The sequence below is a fragment of the Clostridium sp. MSTE9 genome (genome assembly GCF_000277625.1).
In the GTDB taxonomy this organism is placed as follows: Bacteria; Bacillota; Clostridia; order Oscillospirales; family Acutalibacteraceae; genus Faecalispora; species Faecalispora jeddahensis.
Map to the genome: position 1 here is coordinate 14360 of NZ_AKFU01000029.1, position 22620 is coordinate 36979.

The 22620-nt window shown below is 51.2% G+C and carries 26 protein-coding genes; 9 read left to right on the forward strand and 17 right to left on the reverse strand.

Translation table 11 applies throughout. From position 1 onward, the window contains the following. Window positions 1-39: 39 nt before the first annotated feature. Genes HMPREF1141_RS06115 through HMPREF1141_RS06125 form a run of 3 tightly spaced genes read right to left on the reverse strand, consistent with a single transcriptional unit; the run spans window position 40 to window position 2675 of the window. Complete coding sequence (locus HMPREF1141_RS06115; RefSeq protein WP_035316646.1) at window positions 40-1008, reverse strand: C-terminal binding protein; 969 nt, start codon at window positions 1006-1008, stop codon at window positions 40-42. 46 nt (window positions 1009-1054) lie between these two features. Further along, window positions 1055-1468 (reverse strand): DUF126 domain-containing protein, encoded by a 414-nt coding sequence (locus HMPREF1141_RS06120; RefSeq protein WP_009062148.1) that lies wholly within the window; start codon window positions 1466-1468, stop codon window positions 1055-1057. A gap of 1 nt (window position 1469) precedes the next feature. Then, a complete protein-coding gene (locus HMPREF1141_RS06125; protein ID WP_009062147.1) occupies window positions 1470-2675 on the reverse strand; it encodes an aconitase X catalytic domain-containing protein in 1206 nt (401 codons plus the stop codon). Window positions 2676-4155: 1480 nt separating this feature from the next. Here HMPREF1141_RS06125 and HMPREF1141_RS06130 point away from each other — a divergent pair. The 4 genes from HMPREF1141_RS06130 (at window position 4156) to HMPREF1141_RS06145 (ending at window position 7325) form a co-directional block, all read left to right on the forward strand. After that, complete coding sequence (locus tag HMPREF1141_RS06130; protein ID WP_009062163.1) at window positions 4156-4878, forward strand: amino acid ABC transporter ATP-binding protein; 723 nt, start codon at window positions 4156-4158, stop codon at window positions 4876-4878. A 91-nt stretch (window positions 4879-4969) separates the two neighbouring features. After that, window positions 4970-5827, forward strand: a complete 858-nt coding sequence (locus HMPREF1141_RS06135) for a transporter substrate-binding domain-containing protein (protein ID WP_009062153.1) — start codon at window positions 4970-4972, stop codon at window positions 5825-5827. A 68-nt stretch (window positions 5828-5895) separates the two neighbouring features. Continuing rightward, entirely contained in the window at window positions 5896-6651 is a 756-nt protein-coding gene (locus HMPREF1141_RS06140; protein ID WP_051044276.1) for an amino acid ABC transporter permease, read from the forward strand. Next, on the forward strand, window positions 6651-7325 hold the full coding sequence (locus HMPREF1141_RS06145; RefSeq protein ID WP_035316647.1) for an amino acid ABC transporter permease: 675 nt from the start codon (window positions 6651-6653) through the stop codon (window positions 7323-7325). The genes HMPREF1141_RS06140 and HMPREF1141_RS06145 overlap by 1 nt, the downstream gene beginning before the upstream one ends. Before the next feature lie 139 nt (window positions 7326-7464). Here HMPREF1141_RS06145 and HMPREF1141_RS06150 read toward each other — a convergent pair whose 3' ends face one another. The 3 genes from HMPREF1141_RS06150 to HMPREF1141_RS06160 all read right to left on the reverse strand — a co-directional run bounded on the left by HMPREF1141_RS06150 (window position 7465) and on the right by HMPREF1141_RS06160 (window position 8427). After that, a complete protein-coding gene (locus tag HMPREF1141_RS06150) occupies window positions 7465-7761 on the reverse strand; it encodes a spore coat protein (protein ID WP_009062158.1) in 297 nt (98 codons plus the stop codon). 15 nt (window positions 7762-7776) lie between these two features. Further along, on the reverse strand, window positions 7777-7962 hold the full coding sequence (locus tag HMPREF1141_RS06155; protein ID WP_009062177.1) for a hypothetical protein: 186 nt from the start codon (window positions 7960-7962) through the stop codon (window positions 7777-7779). Window positions 7963-8055: 93 nt separating this feature from the next. Next, window positions 8056-8427 (reverse strand): type II toxin-antitoxin system PemK/MazF family toxin, encoded by a 372-nt coding sequence (locus tag HMPREF1141_RS06160; protein ID WP_009062170.1) that lies wholly within the window; start codon window positions 8425-8427, stop codon window positions 8056-8058. A 289-nt stretch (window positions 8428-8716) separates the two neighbouring features. Here HMPREF1141_RS06160 and mltG point away from each other — a divergent pair, with 289 nt between their 5' ends. Then, window positions 8717-9829 carry an endolytic transglycosylase MltG gene (gene mltG, locus HMPREF1141_RS06165; protein ID WP_009062196.1) on the forward strand — a complete coding sequence of 371 codons (1113 nt, stop codon included), beginning with the start codon at window positions 8717-8719 and terminating at the stop codon, window positions 9827-9829. A 160-nt stretch (window positions 9830-9989) separates the two neighbouring features. After that, the gene (locus tag HMPREF1141_RS06170) at window positions 9990-10703 is read left to right on the forward strand and encodes a hypothetical protein (RefSeq protein ID WP_009062160.1); all 714 of its coding nucleotides are present in this window, start codon (window positions 9990-9992) and stop codon (window positions 10701-10703) included. A gap of 44 nt (window positions 10704-10747) precedes the next feature. On the opposite strand, the gene HMPREF1141_RS06175 is transcribed toward HMPREF1141_RS06170, so the two are convergent. Next, window positions 10748-11176: a pyridoxamine 5'-phosphate oxidase family protein gene (locus HMPREF1141_RS06175; protein WP_009062179.1), complete on the reverse strand. Its 429-nt coding sequence runs from the start codon at window positions 11174-11176 to the stop codon at window positions 10748-10750. 92 nt (window positions 11177-11268) lie between these two features. Between HMPREF1141_RS06175 and HMPREF1141_RS06180 the strand changes: the two genes are divergently transcribed. After that, a complete protein-coding gene (locus tag HMPREF1141_RS06180) occupies window positions 11269-12213 on the forward strand; it encodes a YafY family protein (protein WP_009062136.1) in 945 nt (314 codons plus the stop codon). Window positions 12214-12302: 89 nt separating this feature from the next. Here the strand turns inward: HMPREF1141_RS06180 and HMPREF1141_RS06185 are convergent, their stop codons facing one another. The 4 genes from HMPREF1141_RS06185 to HMPREF1141_RS06200 are packed head-to-tail and all read right to left on the reverse strand — an operon-like array spanning window position 12303 to window position 15395. Next, a complete protein-coding gene (locus tag HMPREF1141_RS06185) occupies window positions 12303-12833 on the reverse strand; it encodes a hypothetical protein (RefSeq protein ID WP_009062191.1) in 531 nt (176 codons plus the stop codon). 10 nt (window positions 12834-12843) lie between these two features. Then, window positions 12844-14295 carry a bifunctional ADP-dependent NAD(P)H-hydrate dehydratase/NAD(P)H-hydrate epimerase gene (locus HMPREF1141_RS06190; protein ID WP_035316648.1) on the reverse strand — a complete coding sequence of 484 codons (1452 nt, stop codon included), beginning with the start codon at window positions 14293-14295 and terminating at the stop codon, window positions 12844-12846. Continuing rightward, the gene (locus HMPREF1141_RS17500) at window positions 14207-14845 is read right to left on the reverse strand and encodes a holo-ACP synthase (RefSeq protein WP_242824567.1); all 639 of its coding nucleotides are present in this window, start codon (window positions 14843-14845) and stop codon (window positions 14207-14209) included. Before HMPREF1141_RS17500 ends, HMPREF1141_RS06190 begins: the two co-directional genes overlap by 89 nt. Window positions 14846-14876: 31 nt before the next feature. Continuing rightward, window positions 14877-15395, reverse strand: coding sequence for a DUF6106 family protein (locus HMPREF1141_RS06200; RefSeq protein WP_009062166.1), 519 nt, complete (start codon window positions 15393-15395; stop codon window positions 14877-14879). Between the two features lie 295 nt (window positions 15396-15690). Here HMPREF1141_RS06200 and HMPREF1141_RS06205 point away from each other — a divergent pair, with 295 nt between their 5' ends. Both HMPREF1141_RS06205 and HMPREF1141_RS06210 read left to right on the forward strand, forming a co-directional pair. After that, window positions 15691-16410: a putative ABC transporter permease gene (locus HMPREF1141_RS06205; protein ID WP_009062145.1), complete on the forward strand. Its 720-nt coding sequence runs from the start codon at window positions 15691-15693 to the stop codon at window positions 16408-16410. Between the two features lie 284 nt (window positions 16411-16694). Further along, window positions 16695-17126, forward strand: a complete 432-nt coding sequence (locus HMPREF1141_RS06210; protein WP_009062159.1) for an N-acetyltransferase — start codon at window positions 16695-16697, stop codon at window positions 17124-17126. Between the two features lie 134 nt (window positions 17127-17260). Here HMPREF1141_RS06210 and HMPREF1141_RS06215 read toward each other — a convergent pair whose 3' ends face one another. The 6 genes from HMPREF1141_RS06215 to metG form a co-directional block, all read right to left on the reverse strand. Further along, window positions 17261-17860 (reverse strand): nitroreductase family protein, encoded by a 600-nt coding sequence (locus tag HMPREF1141_RS06215; RefSeq protein ID WP_009062186.1) that lies wholly within the window; start codon window positions 17858-17860, stop codon window positions 17261-17263. A 15-nt stretch (window positions 17861-17875) separates the two neighbouring features. Further along, window positions 17876-18232 (reverse strand): DUF1634 domain-containing protein, encoded by a 357-nt coding sequence (locus HMPREF1141_RS06220; RefSeq protein ID WP_009062152.1) that lies wholly within the window; start codon window positions 18230-18232, stop codon window positions 17876-17878. Beyond that, window positions 18229-19062 (reverse strand): sulfite exporter TauE/SafE family protein, encoded by an 834-nt coding sequence (locus HMPREF1141_RS06225; protein WP_009062161.1) that lies wholly within the window; start codon window positions 19060-19062, stop codon window positions 18229-18231. Before HMPREF1141_RS06225 ends, HMPREF1141_RS06220 begins: the two co-directional genes overlap by 4 nt. 86 nt (window positions 19063-19148) lie before the next feature. Then, window positions 19149-19772 carry a TatD family nuclease-associated radical SAM protein gene (locus HMPREF1141_RS06230; protein ID WP_035316649.1) on the reverse strand — a complete coding sequence of 208 codons (624 nt, stop codon included), beginning with the start codon at window positions 19770-19772 and terminating at the stop codon, window positions 19149-19151. 6 nt (window positions 19773-19778) lie between these two features. Beyond that, complete coding sequence (locus HMPREF1141_RS06235; protein WP_009062137.1) at window positions 19779-20558, reverse strand: TatD family hydrolase; 780 nt, start codon at window positions 20556-20558, stop codon at window positions 19779-19781. A gap of 15 nt (window positions 20559-20573) precedes the next feature. Further along, window positions 20574-22532: a methionine--tRNA ligase gene (gene metG, locus HMPREF1141_RS06240; RefSeq protein WP_009062134.1), complete on the reverse strand. Its 1959-nt coding sequence runs from the start codon at window positions 22530-22532 to the stop codon at window positions 20574-20576. Window positions 22533-22620 lie beyond the last annotated feature (88 nt).

Sequence of the window (22620 nt, forward strand, 5' to 3'; positions counted from 1 at the left end):
TCGTTTTTAGAAGCCGGACATCACGGCCGGGCAGATGGATCAGTTGACCAGGTCCTCCGGGCGTTCGCCGCGCAGCATCCGGATGGCATTCCATGCAGCCCGGTTGCGCAGTTCTTCAAAGGATTCCTGAGAAATATACGAAACATGCGGTGTGACGATACAATTCGGCGCGTTGAAAATCGGCTCCTGCTCTCTGGGCGGTTCATGTGCGATCACATCGACCGCGGCCCCGGCAATCACATGGTTTTCCAGCGCCTTGATCAGCTCTTCCTCTTTCACAATCGCCCCGCGGGCGGTATTGATGAAATAGGCGGTGGGCTTCATGAGCGAGAATTCCCGCTCGCCGATCAGGCCGGTTGTGTTTTCGTCCAGCTTTACATTCAGACTGACGTAATCCGCCTGCCGCAGGCCTTCTTCCATGGTGACCGGCTCGATATCCAGCTTCCGGAGCGCTTCGCCGCTCCGGCTCGGATCATAGGCGATCACTCTCATGCCAAGGCTTTGGCAGCGTTTTGCCACCGTGCTGCCGATTCTTCCGCACCCGATCACAAACAAGGTGGAGTGAGAAATCCGGCGGGGAACCCGGGCCGCGGCCTGCGCACCCCATTCCCCATTCTTCAAGTTGTCGTGGTAAAAGGTCAGGCTCTTATAGAAATGGAAAATAGCTGCAAGTACATAGTCGGCCAAATCCTCCGCGCAGTAGCCCTGCACGTTTGTGACGCCGATTCCTTTTGCGCGGGCCGCCTCTGTATCGATGCGATCATACCCGCCGCCGAGCACGGCAATTCCTTTGCAGTTTTCCAGCCGCTGGATCACAGAAGCGGGAATCTGCGCGTATACCTGCGCAATAATGGCATCCGCACGGTAGCCGAATTCTTCCAAATCGCGCTCATAATCATAGCTGGAAAACTTCAGTTCACAATCGGGATATTGCTGCTGCAGGACGTTCACTTCTATCTCATAGTCCTTCCACTCCTCATCGATAAACCAAAACAGTGGACGATTCATTTTCATTTTCCTCCTTCATACGGTGGCGGGGTTCTGCCTGCGCGCTTTATTCCGATAAAATCTCTACGACGGAGTGGTCGGCATCCACACGAATGATATCTCCGTCTTTAACCACATCGTAGAACGCCGGGTCTACCTTATCGACCATCGGAACCTCCATGATGATCGCGCTGGATACCAGAACGGTTTCCGGATGCTGAATGATCATCGCTTTCGGCGCGTTTCCCTTTGTGTTGAGCTGGTAGATGCCGTCGGCCTGCACCACAGAGCTGCCTTTGCCGCTCGGGAAAATCAGAATCTTTTTGGCGATGCTCTTGCCTTCCAAATCGTGGCCGGGCTCAATGACGGTGCCTGTTTTGGGGTCGATCAGGTAAAACATGATGTCGTCCTTCGATACGACCGCTTCGCCCTCTACAACACCTTCCGAAATTTTGTGACACTGAAATACCTTTTTCTCCATTTTATTTCACCTCACCTGTTAATGCCGCCTCGATGCAGGTATCCAAATCTCTGATGACGAAATGGATTCCCCTGCGCTGCGGATAGTACGCGCATTTCGGGGATTCCGTAATGCCGACCTTGCCGTTCAGATGTCCCCAGCAGGGCTGATCGGGGCAGGTATCGGGAACGATGAATCCGCCGGCCTGTGTGATGATCTCATCCAGACCCATGCGCACCGCCATCTCTTTGACATGACTCGAGGTCAAAATCCACATTTCTTTCTGGAGCTTTTTGCCCTCAATGCGCTCCGCGATGTGCTTTACTTCTTCCAATGTAAAGTGCGGGCACCCAAACATGGCAAAATCGATTTGACGGTTGCCTTCGAGGGAAATCTTCTTGAGCTCTTCCTGCAAATCCTCGTTGGTGATGACCACTTTACGCTCCGGCTCTTTGCCGCCAAACGCCGCTTCGAGCGTGGGAGCTTCCGGCGTAAAGCCGACAATATGATACATACCGTAAGCGCCGGAGGTGTTCAGCTCTGCGCCGAGGTTTCTCAGCGCCTCTTTGCTGATGTGCTTCGGCAGACCCGTGAATACCGGGATTCCGTTGCCGATTTTCTTGCCCATCATGCCCAGCATGTGGTAATCATAGTCGTTTCTCATGTCCGCCTGAACTTCGACCAGGATATTTCCTTTTCTGTTTTCGTCCAGCAGAAGGCCGTACTCCGGAACAAAGCCGGTAACCGCGGCGCACAGAGCGCTGTTCGCGCCCTCCCGGTTGGTTCTCGCTCCCCACACGGAATTGACATAGGGCGTTGCGCTGGACTCTGAGAATGCGATGACCTCTCCATAATTCGGAACGTTCGTATCAATGTAAGGTGTACAGTTATAGCTAAGTACTGCGCCGAGCCCCTTGTAAGCGTTGTGGGTTCTCTGCATCAAATCTGCGTATTCGGGGGAAACCATGTTACGGCTTTCGAAAAACGAAAGACAGAACCCGGGGTTCACCGTAGGGGCCACCCTGCATCTCGCGCCCGCATTCAGCAGCTTTTCCGCAAACCAAAGGTCTGCCTCCTGATTGCTCAGCGCGACGTGCGCTCTTGTGATGGGTACCATCCGTTCTGCGCCAAAGGATTCACCGATCGCAACCTGTATTTTCATTGCGTATGCGGTTCCTTCGCCGTATTTACCGTCCAGCATATCCTGCTGTTCTTGTGTCAGCTTCATATTTCTTTCTCCTTTTTATCATTCTCAGTCCCGATAAGACTGGATTGGAAGCACTCTGTTGCCGGGCCTTCTCAAAAGAAAACAGGCGGCAGCATTTCACGAATGCGTCAAGAGCATTCAGATAACACATTAGCGTGCTAAATCAAAAGGAAGTGGATGTCTGCTGATTTCTCAAAAGGACATCCTTTAAAGACTCTTCTTTTGACTGTTCTTTAAGTATACTCGTCATCTGTCAAAGAAACGTCTAAAAAAGGCGTGAAAAATAATAAATTTAGTGAATGTTTTATGGATTTTTATTGGGACAAGCAACGCTTTCATACAAAAAAGTTTTCAAAAAATCAAATTATATGCCATTTTATAGCAAATTTTATGTATTTTTATTCACACGTATATTCACCATGCCAGTTTCCGTAAGAAAACACAGAAACATAGAACCGGGCTATTCAGGTATTCTGAAATACAAAATTAATTTGTGCTTTTTCCTTGATCGGCAGTAAATTTTGTCATATTCCCCTGTTTTAGCAAGCCGATTTTCCGCTGATCATGGAATCATCTCTTTTGTCTGGTTGCGAAATCCAATGTGTTTCGCTACTATCATACTAAATTAATCTGATAAAGCGATAAAATGTTTTTTTGCGCTTTTGATTTTTTCCCGAATTGTATTGTATTGAAAAAGGATTCTTCTCCTTTCGTTTTCCGTTTTTGAAATTAAGAAAACCAAACGGCAGGACGCTGTATGATTTTTGCAAAATCACTGAATATATTCGACAGGATAAAAATATTCTAAACTTGCTGCACACAAAACGAAACCCTAAACTGAATGAAAGCAAAAAAATTTTTCAAATTTTCAGTGCAGATCAATTTTAGATACTGCTTTTCCTCCTTTCCCCCTAATAATTGGTCTATATGAACCTCTATTCTTTAGAATCATCCCTTTTATTCAAACGGAATCTTCTATCTGTATGGTCTATGGTAGCAATTCATTTTAAACCAGCTTTATAAAGCGGCAGTGGTATTCCTGAGAAACTGACCTGGCCCATAGAAAAACGGTACTGCCTGCATCTTGGGATAATATGGATACCCAACAGATTTTTGATCTGATGAGATTGTTTGTTTATGAAATTTTACATCCCGTAAATTTCACTTTGGTTGACAATTCATCTTTTCAAAACGGAGAAATAAATTTCACATAAAGGTCACAATTTGTTTCATTTCTCTAATAAACCGAGCCTGTTATAAGCTAAAATGCCATTTTAAAGTGATTTCGCGTCACTTTTTATCAGGAGTTCTAAAATCGCAATTTGACATTTTCTTCTTGTCGGAGTATGATAACTGCAACTTTAAATGCAAGATTCAAGCAATGGCGCTTCAAATCTGTAAAAAGGGATTATGCTCTGCATTCCTGATGATTTGATGCCCCATTGCTTTTTTATTTGCTTTTCCAGCAAGTTCAGATAGATACCAAACGGGGGGAAAACACATGATTAAGTTAGAACATGTCTGTAAAAGCTTCGGTGATTTGGAAGTGCTGAAGGACATCAGTCTTACCGTAGAAGAAGGAGAAAAGCTGGTAGTAATCGGGCCGTCCGGCTCGGGCAAAAGCACAATGGTTCGCTGCATGAATTTTCTGGAGGAACCAACCGCCGGTCAGGTATTCATTGACGGGACAGAGCTGACAGCGAAAAATAAGAACGATATTGTCCGCAAGAACATTGCGATGGTCTTCCAGCAGTTTAATCTTTATCCGCACATGACCGTTCTGCAAAACATTACGCTGGCGCCCATTAAGCTGCAGCACATGAGCAAACAGGATGCGGAAAAGATCGCCTATGAATATCTGGACGTTGTCGGCCTGCGCGATAAGGCACATGTGTACCCCACTACACTGAGCGGCGGCCAGCAGCAAAGAGTTGCCATTGCACGGGCACTGGCTACAAAGCAAAAAATTATTCTGTTTGATGAACCGACCAGCGCGCTGGACCCCGAGACCGTTCAGGAGGTTCTGGACGTAATGATTCAGCTTTCCCGCATCAACATCACCATGGTGGTAGTCACGCACGAGATGGGATTCGCCCGACAGGTGGCCGACCGGATTCTGTTTATGGATCACGGTGCAATCCTGGAGGAAGGGAAGCCGGAGCATTTCTTTGAAAACCCCACAAACGAGAGAACCAAGGCTTTCCTCAGTAAAATTCTGAAATAACAGCCTGTTTTAGGGGAATCGGCTCTTTGGCTTTCTGTTCCTGATGCAAAGGGATTCCTATATCAAACACATAAATGAAGGAGAGATTTTTATGACAACATTGAAAAAAGCATGTGCGGCCTTACTGGCAGTCTCTATGCTGGCTGTGACTACCGCCTGCTCCGGTTCCACCAGCCCCGCCTCTTCCGCGGCCGCTGGCGGCAGCGGGGCCCCCGCGGAAAGCTCCGCCGCCTCTGCCGCAACGCCCACCTTGGATAAAATCAAAGCCGCCGGCGTACTGAAGGTCGGCGTGAAAGTGGATGTTCCGAACTTCGGTTTGAAAAATACAAAAACCGGTGAAGTAGAAGGCTTTGAGATCGACTTGGCCAAAGCGATCGCAAAAGACTTGCTCGGCGATGAAAGCAAAATAGAAACACAGGCCGTTACCGCCAAAACGCGCGGCCCTCTGCTGGATAACGGAGAGGTCGACCTGGTCATCGCAACCTTTACCATCACCGACGAACGCAAAAAGGTTTATAATTTCTCCGATCCATACTATTCGGATGCTGTGAAACTGATGGTGAAAAAGGATTCCGGCATCAAGAGCCTGAAAGACCTTGATGGGAAAACCATCGGCGTTGCGCAGAGCTCTACGAGCATGAAAGCCATTCAGGACGCGGCAGACGCTGCCGGCGTGAAGGTGAAATTCGACGAATATGCCACTTATCCCGAAATCAAGGCGGCGCTGGATTCCGGCCGTGTGCAGTGCTTCTCTGTAGACGGCTCTATCCTGAGCGGTTATGTAGATGACACCACCACGATTCTGGACGATAAATATTCCCCTCAGGAATATGGCATTGCCAGCAAGCTGGATAACAAAGACCTGGCGGAATACGTTAACGGTATGGTAGCGCAGCTGAAATCCAGCGGAGAACTGGATCAGATGATTGCGAAATGGAAGCTGAACTAACTTTAACAAAGATTTACCTGCGAGGGAAAACTCCGCAGATCATTCTGAAAGAAAGGCAGGGATAAGGAATGAACAGTTCACCTTTTTCTTTGGATAAATGGGGAAGGTTATTTGTTAGCTGGCAGACGTTTGCCGAGGGCTTTCTGACTACGTTGGTAATCGCTGTACTTGCATTGGCGCTTGCCTTGCTTTTAGGAATCGTCTTCGGCATGTTTTCCTCCTCGCACCTTCGGGGCCTAAGGGGTGTCAGCCGTGTTTATGTAGAATTCATTCAGAACATCCCGTTGGTCATCCAGATTTTCTTCCTGTACAACGGTCTTCCGCTGGTAGGAATCATGCTGGATAAATTCACCATCGGTGTGCTTGGAATTGGAGTGTACACCGGCGCGTATATCAGCGAAGTTGTCAGAGCCGGAATTCAGTCGATTCCGGTTGGGCAGATGGAGGCGGCCAAAAGTCAGGGCTTCACTCACGTGCAGGCCATGCGGTATATCGTTTTGCCGCAGACCGTTAAAATCGTGCTGCCGCCCCTGACCAATCAGGCGGTCAACCTGATTAAAAACACCTCTGTTCTGGCGATGATCGCCGGCGGCGACCTGATGTACCGTGCGGATTCCTGGGCCAGCAGCCAGCTGCTGTACGGCCCGGCCTATGTGACCACCGGTCTGCTGTACTTTGTGCTTTGCTTCCCGCTGGCCACCTGGGCCCGTAATTACGAGCAGCGTCTCAAGAGCCACGACATTCAGTCAGCCGTGCTTCCTCAGAAAAGCAAAAAAGTATTCTGGAGCAGTTTGCCGGAGCTTTCTAAGAAGGGGGCGGCATGATGGCGCTTTTTAGCAGTATTTTTTCAAGGGACAACGTTCTGTTTTTACTGGCGGGCATGCGCACCACGATCGTGATTGCAGCATCCACCATTTTGATCGCCCTGTTCTTCGGCACGATTCTGGGCCTGGTGCGCAATTACGATCACGGAATTTTAGGAAAGCTTTCTGCAGTCTACATCGAAACTTTCCGCAATACCCCGCTGATTCTCTGGATCCTGGCCATCCGTTTTCTGGTCCCCATCCCCGCGTTTTACTCCGGGATTTTATCCATGTCGATCTTTACCACCGCAATTATGGCAGAAGTGGTACGCGGCGGACTGAATTCCATCAACAAGGGCCAGTTTGAAGCGGCTTATTCTCAGGGTTTCGGCTTTTTCCAGACCCTACGGTTCATCATCATTCCTCAATGCTTTAAAAACATTGTGCCGTCTCTGCTCTCGCAGATGATCACAACCGTAAAGGACACCTCTTTTCTGTGGGCGGTGGCCATTGAGGAATTCACCGGTAAGGGAATGATCCTGATGGGCCGGTTTGCCTCCTCCACACAGGTGTTCATCTTGTTTGCTTTCATGGCCGGAATGTATTTCATCATCAACTTTACGCTTTCCAGCATTGTGCGCCGGCAGAATACAAAAGGGCAGAGCCTGAAAAAGCCTGTTCTTGTGGAAGCGTAAGCTTTGTGAAAGTACATTTTTGGCAGTGAATATACGCTTCTTTCCAACACTCATTTTTTGATGACCACAGCAAAAAGCCCCAGGTGCGGATGTTTCCGCGTCTGGGGGCTTTTGCTGTGGTTATAGAAACCAGTTCTAATCAGCCGTTCTGATTCATGTTCTGGAACTTCTGCTTTGCCTGGTCTATTTTCTGCTGCTCCGCAGCCGGGGTCGGGTACCAGCCGCGTTTATGCATCTCATCAAAAATCTGCGCCTGAAGCTGGTGCTCTTCATTTAGAATATTCATGAATTCATTCCGTATCTGGGGAGTTGCGCATTCATTGGTAAATGCATTATAGGTGCCGGTGATCATTTTCTGCGAGGACAGCACGTCATGCAGAACCTCCTGGTCTTTCATGCACGCCTGTGTCTGATTCTGGTTCTGGCTCTGATCCATGATTCTACACTCCTTTTAATTCAAAAATCCGAGAAGCTTGTCGTAATGCTGCTGATGCTTGCATGCCAAATCCTCATATTGCTGCTTTAGCTGAGGATCTGAGCAACCCTGAGAATACGCCTTCAGCTTTGTAATTAAAAGTTTTTCTCCACTGAGCTGATCCTCAATTGCAGAAAGCTCCTTACTGGTTAACGATGCCATTTGCGTTACCTCCTTTGATTTTGACTTGTATATCCTTTATTCTTTGCGGATCAGGTAAAAATATTCCTCATACTACTGATGATTCAGGCCTTTCTATGTAGCCTGCCTGACCTCTGCTTCAGGTTCCAAGCCAAAGCTGATAGATAACGCCTGATCGATCAGCGACATCGACACGCCATCTAGGCGCCCCATGCGTTCCTTTAATCTGTGTTTATCTATGGTGCGGATCTGTTCCAGAAGCACAATGGAATCTCTGGCTAATCCTGTGGTTTCCGCATCCAGCATAATATGCGTCGGCAGTTTTGCTTTTGCTCTTTGACTTGTAATAGCCGCTGCAATCACAGTGGGGCTGAATCGGTTGCCGACGTCATTCTGAACAATCAGTACCGGCCTTACCCCACCCTGCTCAGACCCTATTACGGGACTGAGATCGGCATAATAAATATCGCCTCTTCTGACATTCACGTTTTTCACGCTCCGAATAGTTTAATGATTGGGCCCAATCCTATTTTTGCCTCTTCCAAAAACTTTCATACAATTATTTTAATTTTTTTCTTTTTTATTCATTAAATAGGTCTTGCGCCTCTCTACATAATATTAGCTTACCCGTTAATTGACAGTGCGAATCCGACTGCAGGAGGCAGAAAACAAAAATACACCTGCAAATCCTGCCGTCGGATTCGCATCGCCGGCTTGCTAAATTCGACAAAAAGACTATAATGAAAATATCATGAGTGAAAGGAAGTTTGATAGAATGCGAAGATTCAAGAAAGCATTTGCTTTTTTGTTATCCTGTGCGCTGCTTGCGACGCCCACAGCTGTGTATGCAGCAGATGCAGACGCCGTAGTCGGCACACTGAGTATGGATACCTTCAGCTATACAATGGCTCCGGGAGGCATTTACGATTTTAAAGCCTCTCTCAGCAGCTCCGTTTTAAAGCAGGAGGACGTCAAGGTTTGGTCCTCGCGTGATGGAATCGCCAAGGTGACGCGTGTGGCCGGAACCGGAAAATACCGCATTACCGGCCTGAAAGCCGGAGTAACCTACATCACCTCTGAAATCAAGGGCGTTCACGCGTCGATCCAGGTCACCGTGGAAAACGGTGTGAAGCCGCACGGCGTGACCAACTGGACTACCTCTCTGATTCATCAGTCAGACCTTTCGCCGACCGTTAACATCACTTTCCCGGAGGGAACAAACCTGATGGGCGTTGCGGCGCTTCTGGAGAAAAATCATGTGTGCAGCGCCAGCGATGTGCTTGCGGCGGCAAAAAGCACACAGTTCGACAACTACAGCTTCATCGCCTCTCTGACAAATGCTTCTTCCCGTTATTATAAGCTCGAGGGCTATCTCTTCCCCGATACGTATAACTTTTATAAGGAAGACAGCGCGGCCAACGCACTGAAACGCATGCTGAACAACATGCAGAATAAGATGACCGACCTTCAGACACAGGCGGCAGCACAGGGAATGACGGTGGATCAGCTGCTGACCATGGCTTCTCTGATTCAGGCGGAGGCCTCGAGCACCAGCGACATGTACCTTGTTTCCTCTGTTCTGCACAATCGCCTGACAAACGGCGCAGCCCACGACACGCCAAGGCTCCAGTTTGATTCTACCGTATTCTACCCCTACCGGGTAAAATCGGAAGCACCGGCCGGCTTTACCAGCACTTACGACACCTATAATTTCTCTGGCCTGCCGATCGGGCCAATCTGCAACCCCGGCGCCAGCGCCATCGACGCCGCGCTTCACCCGTCCAGCACAAACTATTATTATTTCTGCCACTCCGCTTCCGGCACGGGGTACTATGCCGAAACGCTGGATGAGCACAACCAGAACCTGATCATTGCCGGTCTGCGGTAAGTTTTTATACCGCAGATTTGCTTGAAAAGCGACTTCGTGTAAAAATGTCAATGATTCCCCTACCTGCGGTGGGGGAATCATTGACTGCTTTTTTAAGGTGAAATGTGACAAAAGTGAATCCCCGGAAAAATGACCGCTATAGCGAGAGGATAGATCTTATTTGAAAAGCAGCCAGGAGCAGCTACGGAGCAGAGGCTACGCCACCCCGGAGGAAATCCGCCCGTATCGGGAGAAAAGCCAGAATGAGCTTCTGGAGCTTCTGAATGATAAAAATGCTGTGGCACGCACCGCAGCGGCAAGCCTGCTGAAAATAGAACCGGAGACGGAAATTCAGATCGCCGCAGTGCTTGTAAGGCGTCTTTCGGCAGAAAAATGCCTGTATACCCGACTGGCCATCTGTGAAGCTATGGAAAAAGGCGGCAGGGAGACCGCGCTGCAAATGATCCCCTTTCTGGGAAAGATCGGCGGCAATCAGCACAAGAGCCTGCCGGACCGGGTTTCACAAAAAAAGTCGTATCCGCTGCCGCGGGATATCATTGCCCGCTCACTTGCAAAAATGCCGCCGGGGGTATTCCCCGTTCTGCTGCAGGTTTTACAGGGGGACGATGCGGAGAAAATCTGCGAAATTCTGGACGCTGTCGGCTTTATGGCATTTTATCACCCAGAGCTGTCAACGCCGGAGCATGCCAAAGTAGTGTTTGCCATGATGGAGCGGTATCCAAGCCATGAGCTGCTGCTCTGGAAGGCAATCCAGTGCCTGTGCGCCTTCCCTTTGCAAAAGACGGAACGGCTCCTTCAGAAGTTTGCCGCACAGAATAATCTTTTGGGGGAAGAGGCCAAAAGCTCCCTCAAGCGGTTCGATTCTAAACGCTAAAGCACATAGACAAGGCCCCGGAGCAATTTGCTCCGGGGCCTTGTCTATGTGTTATCCGCTAAATGGTACGTTTCTATGTTTTCAAAATTCAAAGTTACAATGGCTGTATCAAAGGTCACTTCAAAAAGAATCAAATATTCTCCGGCCTGTTCCAGGGTATCTTTGTAATCGGGAATTTTTTTGATGAAGTGCTCCGCCACATCAAAAATAGTTCGGCTGCTTTTTCGTACCAAGCCTTTCGCTTTGACGTGTTCATTTCCCTGATGCGGAATGGTTGTAAAAGCCACCCTGTTATTTCTTTCAAACTCTTTGACCTTTTCATTATCCGCAAAGGTAGAAAAGAGCACCGCCTTCGCGGCTTCATCAAAATAAAAATTAACAATCCTTACATTCGGCTGATCATCCGTACAAGTTGCCAGAGCCAATTCCGTTTGTGTATCCATCAGCCGCACAAACTCCTGTTTTGTATTCATATTTCATTTCCCCTGTCTTTCTTCATTTTATTTGTAGTATAATATAGAATGGTATCAGTTAACGAAACCATTCTACGGAAAGGGAACATAAGATGAAAAAATCGGAACGCCTGAATGATATGCTGATCTATTTGAATGATAAAAAATCCTTTCATCTGAAAAGCATTATGGAGCGTTATTCCATATCGAAAAGCACCGCACTTCGGGATATTCAGTCTTTGGAAGAAATCGGCATGCCGATTTACTCAAGGCCCGGACGCAACGGATATTATGGAATTCTTCCCAACCGTTTATTGTCCCCGATTGTTTTTACAATTGACGAGGTTTATGCCCTGTATTTTTCCATGCAAACACTCACCGCCTATCAATCGACCCCCTTTCACCTGAGTATCGAAAAACTAAAGCAAAAATTTGAGGCGTGTATATCAGAAGAACGGATCAAAGCCCTGCGGAAAATGGAGCTCATTTTCAACTTAGGGAGTTACCAGAGCAAGAATGAATGCAATTGCTTAAAAGACATTCTGCAAATGGCTGCTGAGGAAAGCGTGTGCAGCATCCGCTACCGAAAGGGAGATTCGGAGAAGCAATATGATGTTCAGTTTTTTCGTGTTGCTTCTGCCTATGGGCAATGGTACGCAACCGCATATCATTTCGAAACAGAAAGGCCAAAGGTATTCCGATGCGACAGAATCCAGTCCGTGCAGCGCTGTGAAAAATACGCACCCAAACCGATCTCTGAATTTCTCGTCCCTTCAAAAGAGCTGTTTCGCGATAAGGATGCTGTGGATTTTGAGGTTGGCGTTTCCATTCAGGGAGCGGATCTGTTTCATAAAGAACACTATCCTTCCATGAAGCTGCACCGGGAAAACGGGAAATACTACGTAAGGGGATTTTACAATCAAGGGGAAGAAAATTTTATTGCCAATTATTTTAACCGCTATGGGGAAACGATTTTTTCGATTCAGCCTGCCGCTTTGAAAAATTTGATGCTTGAACAATGGAACACCGTAAAAGACCACCTGAATTCTATATCGTAACGGCCAAAACAAAAAAAGAGAACGCAGCGTGCGTTCTCTTTTTTGCTGATGGAATCTTCTTTCTGCTCGGCCGCTATTTGCTATTTTCTTTACTTGGATTCTTCGGAGGAATCTGTAATCGGTTCAAACAGCACCAGCATATTTTCCTCCGGAACAGCCAACTGCTTGATCTGGCCGGTACGGCGATCCGCGGTCAGGGTAAAATTGTGGCTATCGCCGCTGCCGAAAAACAGCCCGTCACCGGAGGTCGTCAGCGCGCCTTCTACCGAAGCCGCATCCAGCGACGCCAGCATCATGGGAATCATTCCAGTCTGCGGCAGCACCATGTTATCCTGTGAAACCGTAAGGCCCTCATAGCTGACCGAAAGGATCTTATGATCCCACGCCCATGTCATGCCCTGCAGCTCCTGCGGCTCCAGCAGCGTCAGCTGCGCGCCCTGCCCGGCTGAATACTGCAGCCGGCATATATACCGGCTTTTTCCCATTGAAACATCGGCCTTGGCCTCAAAGGTCAGAACCGGGTTTACCACCGGCTGCGTCAGCGAGGGCGAACACCCCGCCGAAACAGCCATACAGACAAGACAAAACAGGATCACAAGGAGGCGGGCCGGCTTGCGCATGAAATCACCCTTATTGTTCAAATTCTGAAAACAGTAAGGGCAGCTCCTCGATCAGGTCGGATGGCAGCATCCCGCGCTGAGAGAGCCTTTTTGCACAGCGGTCACCCGCGAACCCGTGCAGGAACACACCGAAGACCGCCGCCCAATAGGGCGTGATCCCCTGCGCCGCAAGGGACGCGATCATCCCGGCCAGCACATCTCCGCTGCCGCCCTTCGCCATCCCCGGGTTTCCTGTGGTGTTTACGAACACGCGTCCATCCGGAGCAGCCACGATGGTTCCCGAGCCTTTCAGCACCAGGGTCACCCCATGCTTCTGCGCAAAGCGTCTGGCATAGTCCAGCCGCCGCTCCTGTACCTGCTCGGCTGTGGTATGAAGAAGGCGCGCCATTTCTCCCGGATGGGGGGTAAGCACCACCGGCACTCTAACTGTTTTCAATATATCTATATTCTCAGCCAAGAGATTTATTCCATCTGCGTCGATGACAAGGGGAACAGAGCTGCAAGCCGCCACACGCCGCAGCAGAGAGCGGGCCAAAGCAGAGGTTCCAAGGCCGCAGCCGAGTAAGACCGCCGACGCATTCAGCATCTTCTGATTCAGAAGAGCGGCGCTGTCTTCACTGATGACGTCGCCGTGCGTCCGCTCCAGAAGCGTATACACGGGCTCGGGCAGAGCGCCCGCAACTACCGGATACAGCTCACTTGGCAGCGCCATATTCACAAGGCCCGCCCCGCTGCGCAGGGCCGCGCGGGCCGCGAGCATTGCTGCGCCTGCCATCCCCGTGCTGCCGCAGACGGAAAGCAGCGTACCGTAGCTGCCTTTATTCGTATTCTCTTTCCGCTGCTGGAACAACAGAGCAAGATCTTTTTCTTCGATGCCAAACAGCGGCGTCTGCGCTTCTTCGACCAGCTGTTCTGAAATGCCCACCGGAACAACCGTTACCTTACCGCAATAGCTCCGGCCCGGCTGAATGAGATGCGCGGGCTTGAGCGCCGTAAAGCTGACTGTCTCCGCCGCGCGCACGCAGCGCCCGGGTACCTCCCCCGTGTCGCACGAAACGCCGCTCGGCAAATCCAGCGCCAAAAGATACGCTCCGGAGGTTTCCGCCGCATCCAGTAAAGGGAACAGCGTTTCAGGCAGGCTGCCGCGGAACCCGATGCCATACATCGCGTCCAGCACAAAATCCGCCCCGTATACCTGGGTTTTGACTGCTTCGGGCTCTTTGGCCCAATCCAGCACTTGAATCTTCTGCAGGTCCATCTGCCGGAACACCAGGCTTGCCAGCTCTGTTTCCGGCTCACCCTGAATCAATACAACGCAGACCTGCGCTCCCCAGTCCGCAAGATGCCGCGCCGCGACAAAGCCGTCGCCGCCGTTATTTCCCTTTCCGCACAGAATGACGACATGCGCGCCGGGGGCCTTGTCCCGCAGCAACCGCGCCGCGGCTTCCCCTGCGTTTTCCATCAGGACGGAATATGCGGTTCCTGCCTGAACGGCTTTTTCTTCCAGCGCCCGCATCGCGCCGCTTTCGAATAGTTTCATCGGAAGGCTGCTCCTTTCTCAACTGGGCCATCAGAACAACACTGGAAATCAGTTTTCGCTGCGCCTCTGCGCCGGGTCGATCCGCGGGGTCCGTCAAAGTGGCGGCGTTTTCCCCGTGAGCACCCGCGTCGCGCCGCTTTCGAATCGTGATTTTGGAACGGCGCTTCTCCCCGATGACCGTGACAGACGCGTACCGTGCGGTATGCGTAGCGCTGACCGAAAATTCCAGGCCCGCGCTCCGGGCAGCCTCCAGGGCCGCTCCCTCCAGATACAAAAAGGGCTTGCCAAGCTCATCGCGCAGGAGCTGCACCTCCCGCAGAAGAAAGCCCCTCACTCCCGTGCCAAGCGCCTTGGAAAACGCCTCTTTGGCGCAGAAGCTGACCGCCACGCTGGCCGCCGGGAATCCTCGCTCGGCAAGCTGGTCATATTCCCTGTCCCCCAGAATCCTTCGGCAGAAACGCGGGTTCTTCATCGCGCGTTCTATCCGGGAAATTTCGAGGAGATCAACTCCCACGGAAAGCATTGACCGATACCTGCCGCGGCAAAAACGGTTTGATTGCCGCCAGCACCCTTTCGTTGGGGTTAAATACAAGCAGAGTGTTGCCGGAATCCTTTAAATGTACGATCAGATACCACGCATCGGTGCCCTCGTCATCCTCGCCGACCATGAGCTGCCTTGCGAAGCTTCTGTTCTGGAACGCCGAGGCATTGTACTGCCCCATTTCCTCCACCGTTTTCAGATCAAAGCTGCAAATCCGCTTGCGGCTGCGGCGGTTTGTGATCTGATCCACGGTGAAATCCCCGTTGGTTGTGCTGTATTCATACTCCAGATTTCTGGATGCACTTACATAATAAATCCCAACGAACACGCCCGCAACGATAATCAGCAGAAAAGGACCCAAAAACGCTATCAGCGTACTGATTGCCAGAATCACAATTCCGAGAATACCCGCTCCAGCCACGATCGCGTAATCTTTGCGGCCCTTTTTCTTTCGGATCAGCTGCTCAACAAAAACATCCATTGCGTCATCTCCCATTCCCAATCAAAAGCATCGTTTATTTCTTTTTATGATACCATAATTTACCCTCCATTACAATTCCTACGCTTCGGAATTGAGCGATGAGCAATGTTTTGCCGATTTTGTCAAATTATGATATGATAGATTCTAATACAAGCTGACATAATCCGTTATCTGCTCAAAAAATCGAACCCACTGAGCGGATCATTCCATGCTCTCCGGCATCGAAAGCTGTGCTTTTGTTTCCGCCGTGAGGTGATGAGAAGATACCAAGTATTACAGAAAGGAATCTGTCGAAATGATAACCACGAGACTTCAGCGAAGAGGCTCTATTCTGGAAGGGAACCCCTATTCTTTTGCTCACGGGCTGAACCGATACAAGCTTTTCTGGATTTTTCTTTCCGGCAGTATCATCGGCTTTGTGGTAGAAACCCTTTGGTGCTATGTTCGTCTTGGGTATTTTGAAAGCCGCCAGGGCCTGCTTTATGGGCCGTTTACGCCGGTGTATGGGATTGGCGCTGTGTTGTTTACGGTTGCACTCTACCGTTTTCGCCACCGCAACAGCCTGATCATTTTCTTTTCGAGCATGGTTTTAGGCGGCGCGCTGGAATATGTGTGTTCCTTTTTACAGGAAAAGCTTTTGGGCACGGTGTCGTGGGAATACAGCAATTCCGCTTTGAATCTGCACGGGCGCACCAACCTGACCTACTCGGTGTTCTGGGGCGTGCTTGGGCTGATTTTCATCAAGCACTCCCTGCCCTCGCTCACCCGGTGGATCGAACAGATCCCAAGCGGGCCCGGTATCATCCTGACCCGTGTGCTGCTGGTATTCATGGCGGTAAACATCGCGCTTTCGGGTATGGCGGTGAAGCGCCAGAGCCTGCGCCAGGAAGGCGTCCCCGCAACGAACCCGGTCAGCCAGTGGCTTGACCGAAACTATACCGACGAGTACTTAAAGCAGGTGTACCCAAATATGCAGCATGCACAATCTTTGCGAAAAAATCAATCGGAATCTTAGCAGGAGAATTCGGCCCGCTCAAAAAGTTTACCCTTGCATTTTTGCCGTGCAATGCGTATAATAAATTTTAAGCTGATTCAAGGGGGAAGGGCGCTCAGTTGTGGAAACTGTGCGCTTTTTTCATAGATTATTTTCATTTTCACCTTTTCAATTTAACTTTGATGGTGTATAATTGTATAATATAACCAAGTCCTCCCTTTTCTATCATAATACCGTTCGTCAAACCGTTCCCGGGTTTTCAGGGATGCAGGGCAGAAGAAATTGAAAGATTGGAGTTAATACCTATGATCAGAGAGTTTCATAAAGATGAATTAGACGCCGTGATGCAGCTGTGGATGAACGCCATTACAAAAGCACACCCGTTCATTCCGAGAGAGCATTGGCTGAACCAATATAGAATTGTCCGCAACGAGCACCTCTCTATGGCCGAAACCTTTGTTTATGGTGAGCACGGCCGTTTGAAGGGCTTTGTCAGCATTCTGGAGGGCAGCTTTATCGCCGCTCTGTTTGTGGACGCAGACAACTGGAACCACGGCATCGGCACAAAGCTGATTCGTTGGTGCCAGGAGAAGTATTCTCATTTGGAAGTCAATGTTTATAAAAAGAGCGAAAACACCGTACATTTCTACACGAAGCACGGTTTTGTCATCGAGCGCGAGCTGACCAATTCGGATACCTGCGAGCAGGAGCTGTTCATGACCTGGAAGAAAGATTAAGTCCGGGGCAAACCGAAATTCAGCAACACAGCAAAGGCCGAATCCCATTTACGGGATTCGGCCTTTTTTAGGGTTAAATTGAATTTATTCTGACAGGAAAAGGAATCGTCCGCTTTACCAGCTGGATTTCGACATCATTCAAACCGGTAAGTCACCACATCCTGAAACTTCTTTCTGGGGCGCGGCGGCGGCGCTTCATCCGGGTAGCCGAGCGCAATCGCTGCAGCGAGCTGACGATCGGTATGGAGCCACTCGCAAAGCTCGGTATACACAAAAAAGGTATTACAGATCCAGAGCGTGCCAAGGCCCAGCTCTTCCGCGGCCAGAATGATGTTTTCGATGGCCGCGCCGATCGACTGCGTATTCGCGATTTCCGCTACCCGGTCTTCGTTGCTGACGGCTTCAAACGGCGAGCCGGATTCCTCGTTCAGCACCATAATGATAACCGGCGCCTGTTTCATCACCTTCAGCGTATTCCAGGCGTCGGGCAGAGCGTTTCTGTTCTTCGGCAAAAGGGCCTGCCCGTTCTGCTCCCGGGTAAGACCGGCCTCAAACAGCCCGAGCATTTCCTCCTTGGCCTTGCCGCCGACCACAACAAACCGCCACGGCTGTTTGTTTTTGCTGGAGGGCGCTTTGATTCCGGCCGCGAGCACCTGATCGATCAGCTCCATCGGGATCATATCTTCCCGGAACTTTCGGATGCTCCTTCTGCTTTCTATGCTTTGCATGCTCATAAACCTTCCTCCCTATTACTCTACCTTACCGAGAAACAGACTGATGATCAAAATCAAAAAGACGGACGCCGTGATCACAACATACAGCCGGTCGCCCTGCCGCCAAAAGAGCAGGATCGAACTGCCTACACGCAGGATCGGCGTCAGGATCAAAAGAAACAGCCCCGTCAGCATAACGGCAAACGGCTTCAGCACAAGAAGTCCGGTCCAGATCTCCCCGGGGCTGGTCGGGAATACCCCGTCGGCGTATCCGCTCTGCCCGGTAAACAGAAACAGCAAAACCCCCAGGGCGATCACCGCAGCGCTGAACAGCACCCCCAGTTTCAGGAGCTTTGCCAGCCAGAGCTCCATCGATTCGGCATCCTGCTTCATCCCATCAGCACTCCTTTCACGATCATCTGTACGGAAACGATCACCAGCACCGGCACAAAGACCAGCCGGATGACCCGGCTCTTCATGCGCTGCATCACGCGCGTGCCGACTACGGCGCCCATCAGAACGCCCAGCGCGACCGGAGCCGCAATGCCGGGGTTGATGTCTCCGCGGAAGAAATAGACACCGGCGCTGGCTGCCGCGGTCACTCCGATCATGAAATTGCTCGTGGCGCTCGACACCTTCATAGGCAGCTTCATGAACAGGTCCATCCCCATCACCTTAAAGGCGCCGCTGCCGATCCCCAGCAGGCCGGAGATCGTACCGGCTACGTACATCATCCCCAGGCCGCCGTAAACGCCGGCCACCTGGTACGGCACCTCCTGGTCAAGGCTTTTGTCATAGTAGGAGCTATTCAGGCGCAGGCGTTCCGCCGCCGGGTGTGTCACCACATCGCGCGGAAGATCACTGCCCGCTTTGCGGAGCATCATGACCGCGGAATACAGCATCAGCAGGCCGAAAATCAGGTACAGATACCGCGTATCGACCACTCCGCTGAGAAACGCGCCGGTAATGGCCCCCAGCGTGGTGCCGATTTCGAGAAACATGCCGATGCGCACATTTGTCAGGTGATCTTTCAGGTAAGTGATCGCCGCGCCGCTGGACGTGGCGATCACAGAAATGATGCTCGCACCGATGGCATACCGGATGTCGACATGAAACAGCAGCGTCAGCGCGGGGGTCATGATGATTCCGCCGCCAAGCCCGAGAAGCGAACCCAGAAAGCCTGCGACGATTGCAATCAGGAAAATGAAGAATACAGAAGTCATCGTTTCTTCTCCTTACTGTTCCTAAAATCTTCCCTGCCCAAAAACAGGATGCGCTTCCTCCCGCCAAGGCAGAGGAAGCGCATATGTTACTTTTCTACGTACGACTGGTGATCGAGAAATTCACGCACACGGAAGGTTGCTCCCGTTTCACGGCACAGTTTTTCGCAGGCAGAAATTTCTTCGCGCGGCATGTTATCCACGACCGTCATGTAAACCTTCGGTACATACAATCCAACTGTTTTTGTAAACTTCAAAATGGCGGGAAGCGCCTCGAGCCCAAATTTGGAATGGCAGATTTCCTGATACTTTTCCGGTGTGGAAGCATTGAGGCTGATGGAAACACTGTCCAGAAGACCGTCCAGCTCCGGCGCAGTGGAGCGCCCGTTGATCAGATCGGAAAGGCCGTTGGTGTTCAGACGGATGTTCACACAGCTCATCTGACGCACCTGCTGACACAGCCAGACCAGATCGTCAAAACGGCAGGTCGGCTCGCCGTAACCGCAGAAGATCAGTTCGCGGTAGCTGTCCAGATCCTTGCTTTTCAGCTGTTCGAGGATTTCTTCGCGCGTAGGCTCGCGCTCCAGCCAGAGATCGGCTTCGCCCTCTTTCCGCTCATTGAAAGACCTCACACAAAATCCACAGGCATTGGGACAGCGGTTCGTCATGTTTACGTACAAGTGATCTTTCTCTACAACATAGGTGATTGTCAAATTACATTACCCCTCAGCGATGATATCAAAAAGCGCTTCTGCGTTGCGCCGCCCGGCCGCAAGCACTTCGTCGGCGGTGATTCCGCGGATTTCCGCAATGCGCTGCGCGACATAACGGATCATGGAGGAATCGCACCGCTTGCCCCGGAACGGCTCCGGCGCCAGATAGGGCGCGTCGGTTTCCGTCAAAAGGCGGTCGAGCGGAATCTCGCGGGCCACCTCTACGGCAACCCGGGCGTTTTTAAAGGTAACAACGCCGCCAAGGCCGATATACATGCCGAGCTTGACCACTTCGCGCATCATTTCCACACTGCCGGAAAAGCAGTGAACCACACCTCTTGGGCGGTGGCGATGCAGAATCTCCATCGTGTCGCCATGAGCCTCGCGGTCGTGTACCACAATCGGCAGGTTCCGGCGCTTTGCAAGCAGAATCTGGTCTTCAAATACCTTTCGCTGCACCTCTCGGGGGGCCATATCCTCATAATGGTAATCCAGACCGATTTCCCCGATCGCTACCACCTTGGGAGCGTTTGACCACTCCTCGATCTGGCTGAGATAATCCTCGGGAAGGCCTGCCGCGTTTTCCGGGTGGATTCCCACCGCCGCATAAATATAGGAATACCGGGAAGCGAGCTCAAGCGCTCCCCTGCATCCGTCGTAATCCGCCCCCATGCTCACCACGTTACACACGCCCTGCTCCGGAAGACGCTGCAGCAGCTCTTCGCGGTCAGAATCAAACGCTTCGTCGTCATAATGAGCATGGGAATCAAATATGAATCGTTTCACGATATAACCTGTCCTTTAATGAATCCTGGAGCCTGCCGGAATGCCGTCCATCAGCAGTACGCGAACCGTATCCTCGCCGCAGTCCGCTGAAAGGATCATTCCCTGGCTCTCCACGCCGCACAGCACGACGGGCTTCAGATTTTTGACCAAAACGATGCTGTGACCGATCAGATCCTCCGGCTGATACCATTTGGCAATGCCGGATACCACCGTGCGCTCGCCGGTTCCGTCGTCCAGCGTGAATTTGAGCAGCTTCTTCGCGCGCTTGATGTGCTCGCAGCTGAGCACCTTCGCGACCACCAGCTCCACCTTCATGAAATCGTCGATTGTGATCTGCGCGATTCCCTCGGGAGCCTGCGCTGCCGTTTCTTCGTCCTTTTTCTCTCCCTGCGCCGGAACCGTGGAGGGAATCAGCTGATTCAGCTCTTCGATCTCCTTATCCACATCGATGCGTGGGAACAGCGTTTCGCCCTTTGTAATGACGGCATCTGCCGGCAGCAGGCCCCATGTGGCCGCGTTCTCATAGCCCAGAACCGCTGTACCAGCACCGAGCTGCTCCTGAATCTTGGGAGCGGTGTTCGGCACAAACGGGGTGATGAGAATGGAGATGACGCGCAATGCTTCACACAGATGGTACACCACAGAAGCAAGCCTTGCCTTTTGGCTTTCGTCCTTGCCGAGCACCCAAGGTGCGGTCTCGTCAATATATTTATTGGTGCGCGCGATGACCTTCCAGATTTCCGTCAGCGCATTGGAGAACTGATAGGAATCGATCGCCTTATCGCATTTTTCGCGCAGGGTGATCACCGCCTGCTCAAGCTCGTCGTCGATGGGGGCCTTTTCCTGCTCGGCGGGAATCACTCCGCCGAAATATTTGCCCACCATGGCGGTGGTGCGGGAAACCAGATTGCCCAGATCGTTAGCCAGATCGGAATTGATGCGGCTGATCAGGGCCTCGTTGGTAAAGTTGCCGTCGGCTCCGAATGGGATTTCGCGCAGCAGGAAATACCGGATGGCATCCACGCCGTAGCGGTCGCACAGAACCACAGGGTCAACCACGTTGCCCTTGCTCTTGCTCATCTTGCTTCCGTCGCCAAACAGCAGCCAGCCGTGGCCGTACACCTGCTTCGGCAGGGGAAGATCCATCGCCATCAAAATGGCGGGCCAGATGATCGTATGGAAACGCACGATCTCCTTGCCGACAAAGTGAACATCCGCGGGCCAGTACTTGCGGTAATCCGAATCGTCGTCGGAGCCGTAGCCCATGGCGGTGATATAATTGGTCAGCGCGTCCAGCCACACATACACAACGTGCTTGGGGTCAAAGTCCACGGGGATTCCCCAGGAAAAGCTGGTGCGGGAAACACACAGGTCGTTCAGACCGCTCTTGATGAACTGGATCATCTCGTTTTTGCGGCTTTCGGGCTGAATGAAGTCCGGCTGGTCCTCATATAGCTTGAGGAGCTTGTCCGCATAGTTGGAAAGGCGGAAGAAATAGGCTTCCTCCTCCGCCCACTTGACCTCGCGGCCGCAGTCGGGGCATTTGCCGTCTTTGAGCTGCGTTTCCGTCCAGAAAGCCTCACAGGGGGTACAGTACCAGCCTTCGTATTTGCCCTTGTAGATTTCACCCTTATCGTAAAGCGCGCGGAAAATCTTCTGCACGGCTTTCTCATGGTAATCATCCGTGGTGCGGATAAAACGGTCGTTGCTGATATCCAGAAGCTTCCAAAGGTTGCGGAAGCCTTCTACCACCTTATCTACATATTCCTTGGGGGTAACACCCTCTTTTTTCGCATTGTTCTCAATTTTCTGGCCGTGCTCGTCCGTGCCGGTCAGGAACATCACGTCATACCCCTGCAGGCGCTTATAACGGGCAATCGCGTCGCTGGCCACGGTGCAGTAGCTGTGCCCGATATGCGGCTGCCCGGAGGGGTAATAAATCGGAGTGGTGATATAAAATGTCTTTTTTTCCATAGAATCCATCCCTTTAACAAATTCAGTGCGCTTTTCAGAGAATTCTCCGATCAGCCCTGCCGCCCATGCCGCAGGCGGTTTTGAACAT

Bases quoted from the DNA above. Each gene is read 5' to 3' on its own strand.
- HMPREF1141_RS06115 (WP_035316646.1), bottom strand. From the start codon at position 1,008: ATGAATCGTCCACTGTTTTGGTTTATCGATGAGGAGTGGAAGGACTAT.
- HMPREF1141_RS06120 (WP_009062148.1), bottom strand. From the start codon at position 1,468: ATGGAGAAAAAGGTATTTCAGTGTCACAAAATTTCGGAAGGTGTTGTA.
- HMPREF1141_RS06125 (WP_009062147.1), bottom strand. From the start codon at position 2,675: ATGAAGCTGACACAAGAACAGCAGGATATGCTGGACGGTAAATACGGC.
- HMPREF1141_RS06130 (WP_009062163.1), top strand. From the start codon at position 4,156: ATGATTAAGTTAGAACATGTCTGTAAAAGCTTCGGTGATTTGGAAGTG.
- HMPREF1141_RS06135 (WP_009062153.1), top strand. From the start codon at position 4,970: ATGACAACATTGAAAAAAGCATGTGCGGCCTTACTGGCAGTCTCTATG.
- HMPREF1141_RS06140 (WP_051044276.1), top strand. From the start codon at position 5,896: ATGAACAGTTCACCTTTTTCTTTGGATAAATGGGGAAGGTTATTTGTT.
- HMPREF1141_RS06145 (WP_035316647.1), top strand. From the start codon at position 6,651: ATGGCGCTTTTTAGCAGTATTTTTTCAAGGGACAACGTTCTGTTTTTA.
- HMPREF1141_RS06150 (WP_009062158.1), bottom strand. From the start codon at position 7,761: ATGGATCAGAGCCAGAACCAGAATCAGACACAGGCGTGCATGAAAGAC.
- HMPREF1141_RS06155 (WP_009062177.1), bottom strand. From the start codon at position 7,962: ATGGCATCGTTAACCAGTAAGGAGCTTTCTGCAATTGAGGATCAGCTC.
- mltG (WP_009062196.1), top strand. From the start codon at position 8,717: ATGCGAAGATTCAAGAAAGCATTTGCTTTTTTGTTATCCTGTGCGCTG.
- HMPREF1141_RS06175 (WP_009062179.1), bottom strand. From the start codon at position 11,176: ATGAATACAAAACAGGAGTTTGTGCGGCTGATGGATACACAAACGGAA.
- HMPREF1141_RS06180 (WP_009062136.1), top strand. From the start codon at position 11,269: ATGAAAAAATCGGAACGCCTGAATGATATGCTGATCTATTTGAATGAT.
- HMPREF1141_RS06185 (WP_009062191.1), bottom strand. From the start codon at position 12,833: ATGCGCAAGCCGGCCCGCCTCCTTGTGATCCTGTTTTGTCTTGTCTGT.
- HMPREF1141_RS06190 (WP_035316648.1), bottom strand. From the start codon at position 14,295: ATGGAAAACGCAGGGGAAGCCGCGGCGCGGTTGCTGCGGGACAAGGCC.
- HMPREF1141_RS17500 (WP_242824567.1), bottom strand. From the start codon at position 14,845: ATGAAGAACCCGCGTTTCTGCCGAAGGATTCTGGGGGACAGGGAATAT.
- HMPREF1141_RS06200 (WP_009062166.1), bottom strand. From the start codon at position 15,395: ATGGATGTTTTTGTTGAGCAGCTGATCCGAAAGAAAAAGGGCCGCAAA.
- HMPREF1141_RS06205 (WP_009062145.1), top strand. From the start codon at position 15,691: ATGATAACCACGAGACTTCAGCGAAGAGGCTCTATTCTGGAAGGGAAC.
- HMPREF1141_RS06210 (WP_009062159.1), top strand. From the start codon at position 16,695: ATGATCAGAGAGTTTCATAAAGATGAATTAGACGCCGTGATGCAGCTG.
- HMPREF1141_RS06215 (WP_009062186.1), bottom strand. From the start codon at position 17,860: ATGAGCATGCAAAGCATAGAAAGCAGAAGGAGCATCCGAAAGTTCCGG.
- HMPREF1141_RS06220 (WP_009062152.1), bottom strand. From the start codon at position 18,232: ATGAAGCAGGATGCCGAATCGATGGAGCTCTGGCTGGCAAAGCTCCTG.
- HMPREF1141_RS06225 (WP_009062161.1), bottom strand. From the start codon at position 19,062: ATGACTTCTGTATTCTTCATTTTCCTGATTGCAATCGTCGCAGGCTTT.
- metG (WP_009062134.1), bottom strand. From the start codon at position 22,532: ATGGAAAAAAAGACATTTTATATCACCACTCCGATTTATTACCCCTCC.